Origin of the sequence: Paracoccus sp. MA, assembly GCF_020990385.1 — a bacterium.
GTDB lineage: Bacteria > Pseudomonadota > Alphaproteobacteria > Rhodobacterales > Rhodobacteraceae > Paracoccus.
The window spans coordinates 1,061,940-1,077,603 of sequence record NZ_CP087597.1 but is presented as its reverse complement, the minus strand read 5'-3'; the positions used below and the strand labels follow the sequence as shown (position 1 = coordinate 1,077,603).

Here is a 15,664-nt window from a genome sequence, read left to right as displayed (position 1 = left end):
TTCCAGGATCGTGGTTCGTCCCCCCGACATCCTTCGCCCCTTGCGGGTCGCGGGTCGGGTGGGGCTGCCCAATAACACAAGAAAAGGCAAGACAATGGCAAGAACGCCCAACAGACGCGCGAACCGCAGGAAGATCACGCAAAGGCATCAGGACAAGCGCCGGCTGGCGATCATGTTCCTGAACAAGCAGAACGATGCCTCGGCGGTTGCCGAATGCGACCGCAAGGCAGCCGGGGCGCGATAGCCCCGAACCGCCGGGTTCCCGTCGCGCAACGGTCCGCGGGCCGAGAAGGGGCGAAGGGACTCGCCCGGCAGCGGATCACCCCGCGGCAGCCGAGCTGCCGGGGGCTTTGGCAGATCCGCAGCCACGAACTTCCCATCCGATCAGAACCCAGGCAAATCCTGCCGCCTCATGGTGCCGGGCTGCCCCGGCGATAGGCCGCGGCCGGTTTTGGGCGTGATCGGGGCCAGCCCGCCGTTTTCCGTGACGCCGTGGTCCGGCAGGGAAAGGACGGTGCAAGGTCAGGTCGATCCCGCCCATCTGTCGTTCCCGTCCAGGCTCCCGTCAGCCTGATGAACGGCCGGCGCAGGTCATGCCCACGACCGACAGCCACCAACAAATCGGCAGACAAGGCGGCCTCGATCACCAGCGCCCCCTTCGATGCCGCGGACCGGCGGCGATATTGGCGTGCCCGGTCGCCGAGGCTGACGATCCCCCCGACACCGACACCCGATTCAGCGTGCTCGATGCGACCTGAAGGCGCTCTTTTTGCTGCGTTTTCGGGGGTGAGGCGATGGGATGCCGGCTGCCGATATGAAGAAGGCCGCCCCTTTCGGGACGGCCCAATGCTTCGCCAAAGGCGGGGCTGCTTACATCATGCCGCCCATGCCGCCCATGTCGGGCATGCCGCCGGCCGGAGCTTTCGGCTCGGGCTTCTCGGCGATCATGGCTTCGGTGGTGATCAGCAGGCCGGCGACCGAGGCGGCGTCTTCCAGCGCGGTGCGCACGACTTTCGCCGGGTCGATCACGCCGAACTTGAACATGTCGCCATATTCTTCGGTCTGGGCGTTGAAGCCGAAGGCCTTGTCCGAGGATTCGCGCACCTTGCCGGCCACCACGGCGCCGTCCACGCCGGCGTTCTCGGCGATCTGGCGCATCGGGGCTTCCAGCGCGCGACGGATGATCGCAATGCCGGCTTCCTGGTCCGAGTTCGCGCCGGTCAGGCCTTCCAGGGCCTTGGCGCCCTGCACCAGGGCCACGCCGCCGCCGACCACGATGCCTTCCTGCACCGCCGCGCGGGTCGCGTTCAGCGCGTCGTCGACGCGGTCCTTGCGCTCCTTGACCTCGATCTCGGTCATGCCGCCGACGCGGATGACGGCGACGCCGCCGGCCAGTTTCGCGACACGCTCCTGCAGCTTCTCGCGGTCGTAGTCCGAGGTGGTTTCCTCGATCTGCTGGCGGATCTGCGACACGCGGGCCTCGATCTCGGCCTTCTCACCGGCACCGTCGACGATGGTGGTGTTGTCCTTGTTGATCGAGATCTTCTTGGCGCGGCCGAGCATGTCGATGGTGACGTTTTCCAGCTTCATGCCTAGGTCTTCCGAGATCACCTGGCCGCCGGTCAGGATCGCGATGTCCTGCAGCATGGCCTTGCGGCGGTCGCCGAAGCCCGGAGCCTTGACGGCGGCGATCTTCAGGCCGCCGCGCAGCTTGTTGACGACCAGCGTGGCCAGCGCCTCGCCCTCGACGTCCTCGGCCACGATCAGCAGCGGCTTCTGCGACTGGATCACCGATTCCAGCAGCGGGACCATCGGCTGCAGCGACGACAGCTTCTTCTCGTGCAGCAGGATGTAGGCATCCTCCAGCTCGGCGATCATCTTGTCGGCATTGGTCACGAAATAGGGCGAGAGGTAGCCGCGGTCGAACTGCATGCCTTCGACGACCTCGACCTCGGTCTCCATGCCCTTGTTCTCTTCGACGGTGATCACACCCTCGTTGCCGACGCGCTGCATGGCTTCGGCGATCTGCTGGCCGATGAAGCTTTCGCCGTTGGCCGAGATGGTGCCGACCTGCGCCACTTCGGACGAGTCGTTGACCGGACGGGCGGCGGCCTTGATGGCCTCGACCACTTTCGCGGTGGCAACGTCGATGCCGCGCTTCAGGTCCATCGGGTTCATGCCGGCGGCGACCGCCTTCATGCCCTCTTTCACGATGGCCTGGGCCAGCACGGTGGCGGTGGTGGTGCCGTCGCCGGCCTCGTCATTGGTGCGCGAAGCGACTTCGCGGACCATCTGGGCGCCCATGTTCTCGAACTTGTCCGAGAGCTCGATCTCCTTGGCGACCGAGACGCCGTCCTTGGTGATGCGCGGCGCGCCGAAGGACTTGTCGATCACCACGTTGCGGCCTTTCGGGCCCAGCGTCACCTTGACCGCATCGGCCAGGATGTTCACGCCCTTCAGCATGCGGTCGCGGGCGTCGGTGTTGAACTTGACTTCTTTCGCAGCCATTTGAATCGCTCCTTGAATGGGTTATCTGGAAGGGACGATCAGGCGATGATGCCCAGGATGTCGCTTTCCTTCATGATCAGCAGCTCTTCGCCGTCGATCGTGACCTCGGTGCCCGACCATTTGCCGAAGAGCACCCGGTCGCCGGCCTTGACCGCGGGCGCGATCAGTTCGCCCGAATCCTTGCGCGCGCCTTCGCCGGCGGCGATGATCTCGCCCTCGGCGGGTTTCTCTTTCGCGCTGTCGGGGATGATCAGGCCGCCCTTGGTCTTTTCGTCCGACTGGACGCGACGGACCAGAACGCGGTCATGCAGCGGTTTGAAAGCCATTGTAGAACACTCCGGTGTTTCAGGTTGCAGTGTTGCAGCTGTTGGCACTCGGCTCCGGTGAGTGCCAATGACGCCCATCTAGGCGCGTGCGCGCGGGCTGTCAACGGTCCACGATCGGGAAATTTCATCGCGAAATCCGCTTGACGCGCTTTCTGCGCCGCGGCTAGGCCGAAGGGGAAGCAGCGCGGGCGGAACTGATGGTGGAACGGCGTCTGAAGGCCCTTGTCATTGCCGAGGCGGCGAACCCCGAATGGGTCTCGGTCCCGCTGGTCGGCTGGTCGCTGGCCCATGCGCTGCGCGCGGTGGCCGATGTCCATATCGTCACCCAGGTCCGCAACCGCGAGGCGATCCTGCGCGCCGGCCTGGTCGAGGGGCGCGACTTCACCGCCATCGACAGCGAGAAGCTGGCCGCGCCGATGTGGCGGCTGGCCGAGCGGCTCAGCATGGGCAAGGGCGTTGGCTGGACCATGAAGACCGCGGTCTCGACCCTGGGCTACGGCTATTTCGAGCGGCTGGTCTGGCGCGCCTTCGGCGAGCGGATCCGCGCCGGCGCATATGACGTCGTGCATCGGGTGACGCCGCTGACGCCCACCGCGAACAGCCGCATCGCGCCGCTCTGCGCCCGCGCCGGCGTGCCTTTCGTGCTGGGACCGCTGAACGGCGGCGTCCCCTGGCCCCGGGGCTTCGACAGCGAGCGGCGGCGGGAAAAGGAATGGCTGTCCTATGTGCGCGGCGCCTACAAGGCGCTGCCGGGCAGGGGGGCGATGCTGCGCCATGCCGCGGCGATCATCTGCGGCTCGATGCACACCCTGGGCGAGATCCCGGCGCGGTACCGCCACAAGACCGTCTGGCTGCCCGAGAACGCCATCGATCCCGCGCGCTTCAGCCTGACCGCGCCCCAGCCCGGGACCCTGCCGCTGCGCGGCTGCTTCATCGGCCGCCTCGTGCCCTACAAGGGGGCCGACATGGCGGTCGAGGCGGCGCTGCCGCTGCTGCGCGCCGGGCAGCTGACGCTGGATATCGTCGGCGACGGGCCGCAGGGCGACAGCCTGCGCGCGATGGTGGCGCGCGAGGGGGTGGAGCAGGCGGTCCGGTTCCACGGCTGGCTGCCGCACGAGCAGGTGCAGGGCGTCGCGTCGCAGGCGCAGCTGCTGGTCTTTCCCTCGGTGCGGGAATTCGGCGGCGGGGTGGTGCTGGAGGCGATGGCGCTCGGCGTGGTGCCGGTGGTCGCGGATTACGCCGGGCCGGGCGAGCTGGTCGATCAGGCGACCGGCTTTCGCATTCCCATGGGCAGCCGGGCCGAGCTGGTGGCGGGACTGCGCGCGCGGCTCGAGGCCATCGCCGCCGATCCGGCGGTGCTGCCGGGGATGGCGGCGGCGGCGCAGGCCCGCGTCATGCGCGATTTCACCTGGTCCGCCAAGGCCGCGCAGGTCGAGCGCATCTGGCGCGCGGTGGCCGCCGGGGCGCCGCCGCCGCAGGAACTGCCGCTGCCCGGCTAGGCTGGCGCCGCCAGCGCGCCCGTGCCATGCTGCCCGCCACATGTCGATGCTGCTGGAACCGAACAGATGCGCCTCAAGCCGATCCTGACCGCCCTGCTTGCCGCCGCCGCCCTGGCCCTGCCCGCGGCGGCGCAGGACTGCGTGGGGCAGAACCTGTTCGAGCGCATGACGCCGGAACGGCGGGCCGAGCTGGACGCCGCGGCCGAGGGCGTGCCCTATCGCCACGGCCTGTTCTGGCGCGCCGAGAAGGGCGACCGGCGGGTCACGCTGCTGGGCACCTATCACTTCGCCGATCCGCGCCATGACCTGACCATGCGGCATTTCGGCCCCGAGATCGACGCGGCAGCCCTGCTGCTGGTCGAGGCCGGCCCCGAGGAAGAGGCGCGGCTGGCCGAGGCCATGACCTCGGACCCCTCCCTGCTGGTCGATCCCGAGGGGCCGACCCTGCCCGAGCGGCTGACGGAGGCGGAATGGAAATCGCTTGCCGCGGCGCTCGAGGCGCGGGGCCTGCCGGCGGTCATCGCCAGCCGGCTGCGGCCCTGGTATGTGGCGGTGATGCTGGGCGTCTCGCCCTGCATGATGCGGGTGATCGAGGAAAAGGGCGATCCCGGCGGCCTGGATCACCTTCTGGTCGGGCGTGCCGAGGCCGCCGGCGTGCCGGTCCGGGCGCTGGAGCCCTGGGACACGGTCTTCACCCTTTTCGAGGGCATGACCCCCAAGGAGGAAGAGGACATGATCCGCGCCGCCATGCCCGCCGCGCAATATGCCGACGATTACGCGGTGACGCTGGCGGATACCTATTTCGCCGGCGACAGCTGGAAGATCTGGGAATTCGGCCGCTTCGACGCCTATGACCATTCCGGGCTGACCCGGGCCGAGATCGACGGGCAGATGCGGCTGGCGCAGGAAAAGCTGATGGACCAGCGGAACGAAAGCTGGATCGAACCCATTGAACAGGCAGCGGCCGAGGCGGCCGGGCAGGGCAAGGCCGTGGTCGTCGGCTTCGGCGCGCTGCACCTGCCGGGCGAGCATGGCGTGCTGCGATTGCTGGAAAACAGGGGCTGGACCATCAGCCCGATCACGGTGGAGGGGAAAGGCGATGGCGGATGAGCTCTGGCGCGAGGAACGCGAATTCTGGCTGGCGGGCGTGGCCGAGGCGGCGCGCAAGCTGGACGGGTCCTGCCTGATGGCCTTTGCGCCCACGGGCATCCTGAATCGCGCCGCGGCGGTCGCCGCCCTGCAATCCGCCCCGCGCTGGCAAGAGGTGACCATGGCCGAGCGCGCCAGCATCGAGACCGACGAGGTCTGCGTGCTGGCCTATCACGCCACCGCCCGCCGCGCCGGGGCCGAGACCTATCGCGCGCTTTGCACCACGACCTGGATCCGCCGCGCCGGCGACTGGCGCATCCTTCAGCACCAGCAGACCCGGGTCTGATGCTGCAGGACCTGCGCAGGCATCTGCGCTTCCTGCTCAGCTTCGCGCTTGGCCTGGCGGCCGGGCTGGCCTTCTACCGGCTGCAGGCCGTGGACCGGCTGCTGATCTTCTCGGTGCTGTTCTGCGCTGCCTATCTGGCGCTGACCGGGCTGCTGATGCGCGGCATCGGCGCCGAGGAGCTGCGCCGGCAGGCCGACCGCGACGACGAGAGCATGGTGCTGATCGTGCCGCTGGCGGGCGGCGCGGTGGCGATCAGCCTGGCCGCCATCCTGCTGACGATCCGCGACCCCCATGCCGGGATCGCGCTGCGCCCGATGCTGGCCCTGGCCTCGGTGCCGCTGGGCTGGGCGATGATCCACACCGTCATGGCCTTCCACTATGCCAGCCTGTGGTATGCGCGCGGGCCGGACGGGACAGAGGCGCGGGGACTGGGCTTTCCCGGCCTTGCCCATGGCGGGGATGCGGGGATCTGGGATTTCCTCTATTACAGCTTCACGCTGGGCATGGCGGCCCAGACCGCCGACGTGACGGCGCAGAGCACGCGGATGCGGCGGGTGACGCTGTTCCATTCCGCCTTCTCGTTCTTCTACAACACGGTGCTGCTGGCGCTGGCGGTGAACGCGGCGGTCTCGCTGGGTTGATAGACATTGCCGGGCCGCGCCCCTATAACGCCGGCGAATTTTCCGCCCAAGCTTCAGGGGATCCCCATGATCAAGGTTTTCGGCCACAAGGCCCCCGACACCGATTCGACCGGCTCGCCCATCATCTGGGCCTGGTATCTGTCCGAGGTGCGCAAGACCCCGGCCAAACCCGTGCTGCAGGGCGAGCCGAACACCGAAGCCGCCTGGATGCTGGCGAAATGGGGCCTCGACAAGCCCGAGATCATCGCGGATGTGGCGCCGGGCGAGCAATGCGTGGTGGTGGACACCAACAACCCCGCCGAGCTGCCCGATTCGCTGGCCGAGGCCGATGTGATCGAGATCATCGACCACCACCTGCTGGCCGGCGGTATCAAGACCCGCCTGCCGATCAACATCACCATCCGGCCGCTGGCCTGCACCGCGACGATCATGCACGACCTGATCGGCGACGAGGACCTGGCCCGCGCGCCCCGCGCCGTCAAGGGCGCCATGCTGACCTGCATCCTGTCGGACACGCTGGAATTCCGCAGCCCGACCACCACCCCGCATGACCGCTTCGTGGCCGAGAAGCTGGCGAAGGACCTGGGCGTCTCGATCCCCGATTATGCCGCCGAGATGTTCGCGGCCAAGTCCGACGTCTCGGCCTTTACCGAGGAGGCGCTGCTGCGCATGGACAGCAAGGAATACGCGCTCGGCGGCAAGCAGCTGCGCGTCTCGGTGCTGGAGACCACGGCGCCGCAGGTGCTGCTGGATCGCAAGGACGCGCTGATCGCCGCCATGCCGGCCGTGGCCGCCGCCGACGGCGCCGACGAGGTGCTGCTGTTCATCGTCGACATCCTGAACGAGGAAGCCACCCTCCTGGTGCCGAACGACTTCGTGAAGCAGGTCGCCGAGAAAAGCTTCAACGCTGCCGTCTCGGGCGACACGGTGGTGCTGCCCGGCATCATGTCGCGCAAGAAGCAGATCATCCCGGCGCTGGCCGTCTGACCCGAAGGGCCCTTCCATGACGCAGATCATCCGCGCGCTCGACGAGATCGCGCTGAACTACGACGTGCTGTTCTGTGACCTCTGGGGTTGCCTGCACAATGGCGTCGCGGCCTTTCCCGCCGCCGTCGCCGCGCTGCAGGGCTTCCGCGCGAATGGCGGGCGGGTGGTGCTGCTGACCAATGCGCCGCGGCCGCAGCAATACGTGGCCGCGCAGCTTGACCGCATGGGCGTGCCGCGCGACGCCTGGGACGCCATCGTCAGCTCGGGCGACGCGGCGCAGGATGCGATGTTCGCCGGTGCCGTCGGCCGCCGCGTCTGGGCCATCGCCCAGCCCAAGGACGAGGGCTTCTTTGCCGATATCCCCGAGGAATGGCGCGACGCCCCGCCGATCGCCCGCGTGCCTCTGGAAGAGGCCGAGGGCATCGTCTGCTGCGGGTTGTTCGACGACCTGACCGAGGTGCCCGAGGATTATCGCGGCCGGCTGATGCTGGCGCGCGAACGCGGGCTGAAGCTGCTTTGCGCCAATCCCGATGTGGTGGTGGACATGGGCGAAAAGCGGCTTTACTGCGCCGGGGCGCTGGCCGAGCTTTACGAGGATCTGGGCGGCACGTCGCTTTACTTCGGCAAGCCGCATCCGCCGATCTACGACCTGGCGCGCCGCCGGCTGGGGCTGGAGGACAATGCCCGCATCCTGGCCATCGGCGACGGCATCGCCACCGACATCGCCGGCGCCGCGGGCGAGGGGCTGGATGCGCTGTTCGTGACCGGGGGCCTCGGCTTCGACCAGTTCGGCCCGGATGTCGAGAATCCCGACCCGGCCCGGCTTGCCGAATGGCTGGCGCTGCGCTCGCAGGATCCGGCCTACAGCATCGGCCGGCTGCGCTGAACGGTTCGGTAACAATCAGTCTTTCTGGCTGGTGACTGTGTTATTTTGTTGCGCGATGGTGTTTTTGCTGCTATGCAGCATGGAGCCACTCATCGGGAGCACTGAATGATGCTGGACAACCTGCCGCGCGGCACGATCGTCATCGAGGATCTCGAGGTCGGGATGATGCGCTACCTGCAGAAGGTAGTGACCGACGAGGATATCGAGATGTTCGCCAAGGTCTCGACCGACCGCAATCCGGTGCATCTGGACGAGGCCTATGCGCAGGACACCATCTTCGAGGGCCGCATCGCCCATGGCATGCTGACGGCCGGGCTGATCTCGGCGGTGATCGGCGAGCAGCTGCCCGGCCATGGCACGGTCTATCTGGGCCAGACGCTGAAATTCATGGCTCCGGTGCGGCCGGGCGATCTGGTGCGCGCCGAGGTCACGGTCGAGGCGATCGACCATACAAAGCGCCGCGTGACCCTTGCAACCCGCTGCCTTGTCGGTGATACGGTCGTCCTGAAAGGTGAGGCCGTCGTCCTGGCGCCAAGCCGTAAATTCGACTGACAGGGCCGGCCTTCGGCCCATCGGGGGCCCGATTGCGCATCCATCACGACTGGAAAGCTCTGCCGCTCGATGCCCGCGGGGCCACCGTCGCCATGGGCAATTTCGACGGCGTGCATCTTGGCCATCGCTCGGTGATCGACGCGGCGCGGGCCGCCTGCGACGCGCCCCTGGGCGTCATCACCTTCGAGCCGCATCCGCGCGAGTTCTTCGCGCCCGAAGGCCCCGCCTTCCGGCTGATGAACGCGGAATCGCGGGCGAACCGGCTGGCGCGGCTGGGCGTGGACCATCTTTACGAACTGCCCTTCGACGCGGTGCTGGCCGGGCTTTCGCCCGAGGGCTTCGCGCGCGAGGTGCTGGTCGACGGGCTGGGCGTGCGCCATATCACCGTGGGCGCGGATTTCTGCTTCGGCCGCAAGCGTTCCGGCAATGCGCAGGTCCTGGCGCGGCTGGGGCGAGAGCTGGGCTTCGGCGTCACCGTCGCGCCGCTGGTCGGCAATGGCGAGGTGGAATACAGTTCGACCGCGATCCGCAAGGCGCTGGCCGAGGGCCGTACCCGCGAGGCCGAGCGCATGCTGGGCCATTGGCACCGCATCGACGGCGAGGTGCTGCACGGCGACAAGCGCGGCCGCGACCTGGGCTATCCGACCGCGAACATGGCGGTGGAGGGGCTGCACCTGCCGGCACTGGGCATCTATGCCGTCCTGGTCGATGTGCTGACCGGGCCGGACCGCGGCAGCTACAAGGGCGTGGCCAGCCTCGGCGTGCGGCCGATGTTCGGCGAGAACCGGCCCAATCTGGAAGTGCATATCTTCGATTTCGCCGCCGATCTCTATGGTCAGCACCTTTCGGTGGCGCTGGTCGAATATCTGCGCCCCGAGGCGAAGTTCGACGGCCTGCCGGCGCTGATCGCGCAGATGGACCGCGACAGCGCCCAGGCGCGCGAGATCCTGGCGACCCGCTGATGCGCCCCCGGTTCTGGGAGCTGCCGCTGGCCAGCCTCGATCAGCAGGAATGGGAGGCGCTATGCGACGGCTGCGGCAAGTGCTGCCTCAACAAGATCGAATACGAGGATACCGGCGAGCTGGCCTTTACCCGCGTCGCCTGCCGGTTGCTCGACGGCCAGTCCTGCCAATGCATGAGCTATGCCAACCGCCATGATTTCGTCCCCGATTGCGTGGTCCTGACCCCGAAGAAGCTCAAGGATATCGCCTGGTGGCTGCCTTCGACCTGCGCCTACAGGTTGCGCGCCGAGGGCAAGCCGCTCTACGACTGGCACTACCTGATTTCGGGGGATCGCGAATCGGTGCACCGCGCCGGCGCCTCGGTGCGCGGCTGGACCGTCAGCGAGCTTACGGTGACCGAGGACGACTGGGACGAGTATATCATCGAGGATCTGGCATGAACTTTGCCTCGGACAATGCGGGGGGCGTGCATCCCCGCATCATGGCGGCGCTGGCGGCCGCGAATGAAGGCCATCTGCCCTCCTATGGCGGCGACAGCGTCACCCGCGCGGCGCAGGACCGCGTGCGCGAGCTGTTCGATGCGCCCGAGGCGGCGGTGCATTTCGTGCCCACCGGCACCGCGGCCAATGCGCTGGCGCTGTCGCTGCTCTCGCCCGGCTGGGGCAAGATCTTCTGCCATGCCGACGCGCATGTGCAGACCAGCGAGGCCGGGGCGCCGGAATTCTTCACCGCCGGCGCGAAGCTGGTCCCGGTGCCCGGCACCGGCGGCAAGATCACCCCCGAGGCGCTGGCCGAGGCGCTGCATGTCCACGGCCGCGACGCGGTCCATGCCGGGCGCAATGCGGCGCTGACCCTGACCAACGCCACCGAATGGGGCACGGTCTACGGCCCGGACGAGGTCGCGGCGCTGGCGGGGCTGGCGCGCGAACACGGGCTGGGCGTGCATATGGACGGGGCGCGCTTCGCCAATGCGCTGGCCAGCCTCGACGTCTCGCCCGCCGACCTGACCTGGCGGGCGGGGGTCGACATCCTGTCGCTGGGCGGCACCAAGAACGGCTGCATGGGCGTCGAGACGGTGGTGATCTTCGACCCGGCGCTTTCCGAGGAGTTCGAGTTCCGCCGCAAGCGCGCCGGGGCGCTGATCTCGAAGCACCGCTTCCTTTCGGCGCAGGTCCTGGCCTGGCTTGAGGGTGAGCTGTGGCTGCAGCTGGCGCGGCATGCCAATGCCATGGCGCATGAGCTGGCGCTGGGTCTGGCGCGGCTGCCGGGGGTGCGCATCGATCAGCGCGTCGAGTCGAACGCGGTCTTTGCCACCATCCCGCGCGAATTGCATGGCCGGGCCTGCGCCAGCGGCATCTGCTATCACCTCTGGCCGCATACCCAGGATGCCGAGGGCGAGGAGCCGGTCTCGATCCGGCTGGTCTGCGGCTGGGACACGCGGCTGGACGACGTGACCGCGGCCCTGCGGGCGCTGGCCTAGAGCAGCGCCGCCTTCAGCAGCGCCAGCGCGTGCTCGACCGTGGCGGCGCGCACCGCGGCGCGGCCGCGCGGGCCGAATTCCACCGTTTCCGTCCGCACGCCGCCCGCATCGGCAAGGCCGAAGCAGACCCGGCCCTCGGGCTTGTGTTCCGACCCGCCCGGCCCGGCGATGCCGGTGACGGCGACCGCGACGCCGGCCTGCGAGCGCGCCAGCGCGCCTTGGGCCATCTCGGCGGCGATCTCCTCGCTGACCGCACCATGCGTCTCCAGCGTCTCGGGGCGGATGCCCAGCATCTCGATCTTGGCGGCGTTGGAATAGGTGACGAAGCCCCGGTCCACCGCATCCGAGGAGCCCGGCACATCGGTCAGCCGCCCGGCGATCAGCCCGCCGGTGCAGCTTTCCGCCGTGGCGATCATCACCCCGCGCTTGCGTGCCAGATCAAGGATTTCCGCGGGATCGGTCACGACAGCATCGGCTCCAGCAGCGCATGGTAAAGCCCGGCCAGCATGACCGAGACCAGCCCGGCGAACAACCCGGCCCAGAGGTCGTCCAGCATCACCCCCGCCGCGCCGCCGCGCCGGTCGGCCCGGCCCACCAGCCAGGGCTTCCAGATGTCGAAGAGCCGGAACAGCAGGAAGGGCGCGACGAAACCGGGCCAGGCATCCAGGATCGAAACGCCGTGCCGCGCCAGCGGGATCACCGTGAAGCTCATGGCCAGCCACTGGCCCGCGACCTCATCGATGACGATCCAGGACGGGTCCTTGTCGGCGCTGCCCTCCAGCACCCGCGGCACCGCCCAGAAGCCCAAGAGCACCGCCAGCACCACGCCGGCCGGCACCAGCCAGGGGCTGAGCCATTCATGGGCCGCCACCCCCAGCGCCACGGCCGCCGCCGAACCCCAGGTGCCCGGCGCGGGGCGCAGGTGGCCGATGCCGAAGAAGCTCGCGATCATCCGTTCCATCGTCACCCCCCGACCAGCGTGGCGGTGGCGATGGCGGCGATGCCTTCCTCGCGCCCGGTAAAGCCCAGCCGTTCCGAGGTGGTGGCCTTGACGCTGACCCGGTCGGGCTCGACGCCGATGATTTCGGACAGGCGCAGCGCCATGGCGCCGGCATGCGGGCCGACCTTGGGCCGCTCGCAGATCAGCGTCACGTCGGCATTCGAGATCTCATAGCCCATCTGCCGGGCCAGCATCGCGGCGTGGCGCAGGAAGATGTGGCTTTCCGCGCCCTTCCATTGCGGGTCCGAGGGCGGGAAATGCCGGCCGATATCGCCCTGCGCCAGCGCGCCATAAAGCGCGTCGGTCAGGGCATGCATCCCCACATCGGCATCGGAATGGCCCAAGAGCGCCTTGTCATGCGGGATCTTTACCCCGCAAAGCCAGACATGGTCGCCTTCGGTAAAGGCGTGCACGTCGAAACCGTTGCCAAGCCGGATGTCCATCGCGTCCCCCAGGATACGCTCGGCCCGGGCGAAATCGCCGGGCCAGGTCAGTTTCAGATTGTCCTCGTCGCCCGGCGTCACGGCGACGGGCAGGCCGGCACGGATCGCCAGTTCCACGTCATCCGCCGCGCCCCCGGGATGGGCGCGATGCGCGGCCAGGATGGCGTCCAGCGCGAAACCCTGCGGGGTCTGGGCGCGGAACAGCCCCTCGCGGCTGGCGGTGGCGGCGACGCGCCCGTCCTCGGCCCGCCAGAGCGCATCGGTGACCGGCAGGGCGGGGGCGGCGGCGGGGCTGCCCGCCTCCAGCGCCTCGATGACGCCGGCGATCACGCGGGGCGAGACCAGCGGCCGGGCGCCGTCATGGATCAGCACATGGGTGACGCCGCTGCCCTCCAGGCTCTCCAGCGCCGCGCGCACGCTGTCGCTGCGCGTGGCGCCGCCCGCGACCAGCACGACCGGGCCGGCAAGCTCGGCCACGCCGCGCGCCATGTCCTCGGGCGCCAGCGTCACCACGATGCGCGGGAAGCCGGCAAAGGCGGCGATGCTGCGCTCCAGCACGGTTTGCCCGGCAAGAGGGCGCCATTGCTTGGGCGGGCCGTCTCCGGCGCGGGTGCCGCGGCCGGCGGCGGTGATGATGGCGGCATATGTGGCGGGTATCGTCATGGCCGCCAGATTTAGGTCAGCCGCCGCCCCGAGGCAATCGCCGCAAGGCAGGCGTTTCGTCGCGGCCAAAAGACGCAGCCGGCAGTAGCCCATGGCGCGGCTTCTGCGTATAAGGACGCGAGCCTGCCATTCTGCCAAGGACCCCTGCCATGACCGACCCCGCCATCGCCGACCTTTCCAAGGATGCCGCCGCCCGTGCCGCCGTGGCGCTGGTCGAGCCGGGGATGCGGCTGGGCCTGGGCACCGGCTCGACCGCCGCGATCTTCGTGCGCCGCCTCGCGCAGCGGGTCAGGGAGGAAGGCTTCGAGCTGCGCTGCGCCGCGACCTCGAAGGCGACGGCCGAACTGGCGGGTGCGCTGGGGCTGAAGGTCGAGGAGCTGGACGATATCGGCTGGCTGGACCTGACCATCGACGGCGCCGACGAGGTGGACCCGGACCTGAACCTGATCAAGGGCGGCGGGGCGGCGCATCTGCGCGAAAAGATCGTCGCCACCGCTTCGGACCGCATGGTGGTCATCGCCGACCAGGGCAAGGTGGTGGACAGGCTGGGCGCCTTTCACCTGCCGGTCGAGGTGATTCCCTTCGGCTGGCAGGCCACGAAGACGCTGATCCAGCGGGCGCTGGACCGGCTGGACCTGACCCGGCGCCCGATCCTGCTGCGCAAGCGCGGCGAGCAGACGCTGCTGACCGACGAGGGCAACCTGATCCTGGACCTGGCGCTGGAATCCATCCCGGACGCCGAGGAACTGGCGGCCGAGCTGTCCTCCATCGCCGGGGTGGTTGAACACGGGCTTTTCCTGAATATCTGCGAGCTTGCGATCATCGGCTGCCCGGACGGCTCGGTGGTGGAACTGCGGCGCGAGGACATGGCATGAAATTCGACTACGACCTTTTCGTCATCGGCGGCGGCTCGGGCGGGGTGCGCGCGGCGCGGATCGCGGCCAGCGAATACGGCGCCCGCGTCGGCCTGGCCGAGGAAAGCCGCATGGGCGGCACCTGCGTCATCCGCGGCTGCGTGCCCAAGAAGCTGATGATCTTCGCCTCGCAGGCCGGGGCGGCCGCGGCCGAATCGCGCGGCTATGGCTGGCAGGGCGCCAGCGAGGGCCGCTTCGACTGGGCCGAGTTCCACGGCAAGCTCGGGCGCGAGCTCGACCGGCTGGAGGGCGCCTATACCTCGGGGCTGGTCAATGCCGGGGTCGATGTGCATATCCAGCGCGCCCGGCTGCACGACGCCCATACGGTCGAGCTGGCGGACGGCCAGCGCCTGACGGCCAAGCATATCCTGATCGCGGTCGGCGGCCGGCCGCAGCGCCCCGACATTCCGGGCAAGGAGCTGGGGCTGATCTCGGACGACCTGTTCACGATGGAAAATCTGCCGGGCCGGATGCTGGTGGTGGGCGGCGGCTTCATCGCCTGCGAATTCGCCACCATCCTGCAGGGCCTCGGCTGCGCCACCGCGCTGGCCTATCGCGGCGATGCGGTGCTGCGCGGCTTCGATGCCGAGATGCGCCGCCATGTCACCGAGCAGCTGCGCGCCATCGGCGTCGATGTGCGGCTGAACACCAATCCGGTGCGGCTGGACCGCGAGGGGGCGGCCATCCGCGCCACCTTCGAGGACGACAGCAGCGAGATCTTCGACGCGGTGATGTTCGCCACCGGCCGCGCGCCCTATACCAAGGGGCTGGGGCTCGAGGAGGCGGGCGTCCGGCTGGGCCGCAAGGGCGAGGTCCTGGTGGACGAATGGTCGCAAAGCTCGGTGCCCTCGATCTATGCCGTCGGCGACGTGACCGACCGGGTGAACCTGACCCCGGTGGCGATCCGCGAGGGGCACAGCTTCGCCGACACGGTCTTCGGCGCCCGGCCCCGCAAGGTCGATCACCGGCTGGTGGCGGGGGCGGTCTATACCCGCCCGCATGAGCTGGCGACCATCGGCCTGACCGAGGAGGAGGCCGAGGCCTGCGGTCCCGCCGACATCTATGTCGCCAGCTTCCGGCCCATGCGCTCGCTTTTCGCCGGCTCGGATGCGCGGGCGGTGATGAAGCTGGTGGTGGATGCCGCAACCGACAAGGTGCTGGGCTGCCACATCTTCGGCCCCGAGGCGGGCGAGATGATCCAGATGGTCGCGGTGCCGATGGGCATGGGCGCCACCAAGGCCGATTTCGACGCCGCCATCGCCGTGCATCCGACCCTGGCCGAAGAGCTTGTGACCATGCGCAGGCCCACCCGCCGGGTCGGGGCGGCAAATCTGGACAAACCCGTCGCATCGGCTTGATTTTCCGGCC

The 15,664-nt window shown here is 69.0% G+C and carries 18 protein-coding genes; 13 read left to right on the top strand and 5 right to left on the bottom strand.

From position 1 onward, the window contains the following. The first annotated feature begins 94 nt into the window (after positions 1-94). Positions 95-244: a hypothetical protein gene (locus LOS78_RS05280; protein ID WP_156929399.1), complete on the top strand. Its 150-nt coding sequence runs from the start codon at positions 95-97 to the stop codon at positions 242-244. Positions 245-870: 626 nt separating this feature from the next. Here the strand turns inward: LOS78_RS05280 and groL are convergent. After that, entirely contained in the window at positions 871-2,508 is a 1,638-nt protein-coding gene (groL, locus tag LOS78_RS05275) for a chaperonin GroEL (protein ID WP_028711312.1), read from the bottom strand. 38 nt (positions 2,509-2,546) lie between these two features. Then, complete coding sequence (locus tag LOS78_RS05270; RefSeq protein ID WP_028711311.1) at positions 2,547-2,834, bottom strand: co-chaperone GroES; 288 nt, start codon at positions 2,832-2,834, stop codon at positions 2,547-2,549. A 197-nt stretch (positions 2,835-3,031) separates the two neighbouring features. Between LOS78_RS05270 and LOS78_RS05265 the strand changes: the two genes are divergently transcribed. The 10 genes from LOS78_RS05265 to LOS78_RS05220 all read left to right on the top strand — a co-directional run bounded on the left by LOS78_RS05265 (position 3,032) and on the right by LOS78_RS05220 (position 11,276). Then, entirely contained in the window at positions 3,032-4,333 is a 1,302-nt protein-coding gene (locus LOS78_RS05265) for a glycosyltransferase family 4 protein (protein WP_028711310.1), read from the top strand. Between the two features lie 66 nt (positions 4,334-4,399). Continuing rightward, positions 4,400-5,443, top strand: coding sequence for a TraB/GumN family protein (locus LOS78_RS05260; protein WP_028711309.1), 1,044 nt, complete (start codon positions 4,400-4,402; stop codon positions 5,441-5,443). Continuing rightward, positions 5,433-5,768, top strand: coding sequence for a DUF4440 domain-containing protein (locus LOS78_RS05255; RefSeq protein WP_028711308.1), 336 nt, complete (start codon positions 5,433-5,435; stop codon positions 5,766-5,768). The genes LOS78_RS05260 and LOS78_RS05255 overlap by 11 nt, the downstream gene beginning before the upstream one ends. Further along, entirely contained in the window at positions 5,768-6,409 is a 642-nt protein-coding gene (locus LOS78_RS05250) for a DUF1345 domain-containing protein (protein WP_230375948.1), read from the top strand. Before LOS78_RS05255 ends, LOS78_RS05250 begins: the two co-directional genes overlap by 1 nt. A 66-nt stretch (positions 6,410-6,475) precedes the next feature. Further along, on the top strand, positions 6,476-7,396 hold the full coding sequence (locus LOS78_RS05245) for a manganese-dependent inorganic pyrophosphatase (protein WP_028711306.1): 921 nt from the start codon (positions 6,476-6,478) through the stop codon (positions 7,394-7,396). Between the two features lie 16 nt (positions 7,397-7,412). Next, positions 7,413-8,282 carry a TIGR01459 family HAD-type hydrolase gene (locus LOS78_RS05240; RefSeq protein ID WP_230375946.1) on the top strand — a complete coding sequence of 290 codons (870 nt, stop codon included), beginning with the start codon at positions 7,413-7,415 and terminating at the stop codon, positions 8,280-8,282. 108 nt (positions 8,283-8,390) lie between these two features. Beyond that, positions 8,391-8,834, top strand: coding sequence for a MaoC family dehydratase (locus LOS78_RS05235; RefSeq protein WP_028711304.1), 444 nt, complete (start codon positions 8,391-8,393; stop codon positions 8,832-8,834). Positions 8,835-8,866: 32 nt separating this feature from the next. Next, positions 8,867-9,796 carry a bifunctional riboflavin kinase/FAD synthetase gene (locus LOS78_RS05230; RefSeq protein ID WP_028711303.1) on the top strand — a complete coding sequence of 310 codons (930 nt, stop codon included), beginning with the start codon at positions 8,867-8,869 and terminating at the stop codon, positions 9,794-9,796. Further along, positions 9,796-10,236 carry a YcgN family cysteine cluster protein gene (locus tag LOS78_RS05225; RefSeq protein ID WP_028711302.1) on the top strand — a complete coding sequence of 147 codons (441 nt, stop codon included), beginning with the start codon at positions 9,796-9,798 and terminating at the stop codon, positions 10,234-10,236. The genes LOS78_RS05230 and LOS78_RS05225 overlap by 1 nt, the downstream gene beginning before the upstream one ends. Further along, on the top strand, positions 10,233-11,276 hold the full coding sequence (locus LOS78_RS05220; protein ID WP_230375939.1) for a low specificity L-threonine aldolase: 1,044 nt from the start codon (positions 10,233-10,235) through the stop codon (positions 11,274-11,276). The genes LOS78_RS05225 and LOS78_RS05220 overlap by 4 nt, the downstream gene beginning before the upstream one ends. Here the strand turns inward: LOS78_RS05220 and LOS78_RS05215 are convergent. Genes LOS78_RS05215 through LOS78_RS05205 form a run of 3 tightly spaced genes read right to left on the bottom strand, consistent with a single transcriptional unit; the run spans position 11,273 to position 13,382 of the window. Continuing rightward, positions 11,273-11,692 (bottom strand): CinA family protein, encoded by a 420-nt coding sequence (locus LOS78_RS05215; RefSeq protein ID WP_230376971.1) that lies wholly within the window; start codon positions 11,690-11,692, stop codon positions 11,273-11,275. The genes LOS78_RS05220 and LOS78_RS05215 overlap by 4 nt on opposite strands. A 44-nt stretch (positions 11,693-11,736) precedes the next feature. After that, entirely contained in the window at positions 11,737-12,237 is a 501-nt protein-coding gene (locus LOS78_RS05210) for a phosphatidylglycerophosphatase A (protein WP_028716471.1), read from the bottom strand. Positions 12,238-12,239: 2 nt separating this feature from the next. Continuing rightward, the gene (locus tag LOS78_RS05205; RefSeq protein ID WP_028711298.1) at positions 12,240-13,382 is read right to left on the bottom strand and encodes a bifunctional 2-C-methyl-D-erythritol 4-phosphate cytidylyltransferase/2-C-methyl-D-erythritol 2,4-cyclodiphosphate synthase; all 1,143 of its coding nucleotides are present in this window, start codon (positions 13,380-13,382) and stop codon (positions 12,240-12,242) included. Positions 13,383-13,531: 149 nt separating this feature from the next. On the opposite strand from LOS78_RS05205, the gene rpiA reads away from it, so the two are divergent. Beyond that, the gene (gene rpiA / locus LOS78_RS05200; RefSeq protein WP_028711297.1) at positions 13,532-14,257 is read left to right on the top strand and encodes a ribose-5-phosphate isomerase RpiA; all 726 of its coding nucleotides are present in this window, start codon (positions 13,532-13,534) and stop codon (positions 14,255-14,257) included. Next, on the top strand, positions 14,254-15,654 hold the full coding sequence (gorA, locus tag LOS78_RS05195; RefSeq protein ID WP_230375937.1) for a glutathione-disulfide reductase: 1,401 nt from the start codon (positions 14,254-14,256) through the stop codon (positions 15,652-15,654). The genes rpiA and gorA overlap by 4 nt, the downstream gene beginning before the upstream one ends. The last annotated feature ends 10 nt before the right edge of the window (positions 15,655-15,664 follow it).

Excerpts from the sequence above, each read along its gene's own strand:
- rpiA (WP_028711297.1), top strand. The coding sequence starts at position 13,532 with ATGACCGACCCCGCCATCGCCGACCTTTCCAAGGATGCCGCCGCCCGT.
- LOS78_RS05260 (WP_028711309.1), top strand. The coding sequence starts at position 4,400 with ATGCGCCTCAAGCCGATCCTGACCGCCCTGCTTGCCGCCGCCGCCCTG.
- groL (WP_028711312.1), bottom strand. The coding sequence starts at position 2,508 with ATGGCTGCGAAAGAAGTCAAGTTCAACACCGACGCCCGCGACCGCATG.
- LOS78_RS05220 (WP_230375939.1), top strand. The coding sequence starts at position 10,233 with ATGAACTTTGCCTCGGACAATGCGGGGGGCGTGCATCCCCGCATCATG.
- LOS78_RS05250 (WP_230375948.1), top strand. The coding sequence starts at position 5,768 with ATGCTGCAGGACCTGCGCAGGCATCTGCGCTTCCTGCTCAGCTTCGCG.
- LOS78_RS05225 (WP_028711302.1), top strand. The coding sequence starts at position 9,796 with ATGCGCCCCCGGTTCTGGGAGCTGCCGCTGGCCAGCCTCGATCAGCAG.
- gorA (WP_230375937.1), top strand. The coding sequence starts at position 14,254 with ATGAAATTCGACTACGACCTTTTCGTCATCGGCGGCGGCTCGGGCGGG.
- LOS78_RS05205 (WP_028711298.1), bottom strand. The coding sequence starts at position 13,382 with ATGACGATACCCGCCACATATGCCGCCATCATCACCGCCGCCGGCCGC.
- LOS78_RS05270 (WP_028711311.1), bottom strand. The coding sequence starts at position 2,834 with ATGGCTTTCAAACCGCTGCATGACCGCGTTCTGGTCCGTCGCGTCCAG.
- LOS78_RS05280 (WP_156929399.1), top strand. The coding sequence starts at position 95 with ATGGCAAGAACGCCCAACAGACGCGCGAACCGCAGGAAGATCACGCAA.
- LOS78_RS05245 (WP_028711306.1), top strand. The coding sequence starts at position 6,476 with ATGATCAAGGTTTTCGGCCACAAGGCCCCCGACACCGATTCGACCGGC.
- LOS78_RS05240 (WP_230375946.1), top strand. The coding sequence starts at position 7,413 with ATGACGCAGATCATCCGCGCGCTCGACGAGATCGCGCTGAACTACGAC.
- LOS78_RS05265 (WP_028711310.1), top strand. The coding sequence starts at position 3,032 with ATGGTGGAACGGCGTCTGAAGGCCCTTGTCATTGCCGAGGCGGCGAAC.
- LOS78_RS05210 (WP_028716471.1), bottom strand. The coding sequence starts at position 12,237 with ATGGAACGGATGATCGCGAGCTTCTTCGGCATCGGCCACCTGCGCCCC.
- LOS78_RS05215 (WP_230376971.1), bottom strand. The coding sequence starts at position 11,692 with ATGATCGCCACGGCGGAAAGCTGCACCGGCGGGCTGATCGCCGGGCGG.
- LOS78_RS05235 (WP_028711304.1), top strand. The coding sequence starts at position 8,391 with ATGCTGGACAACCTGCCGCGCGGCACGATCGTCATCGAGGATCTCGAG.
- LOS78_RS05255 (WP_028711308.1), top strand. The coding sequence starts at position 5,433 with ATGGCGGATGAGCTCTGGCGCGAGGAACGCGAATTCTGGCTGGCGGGC.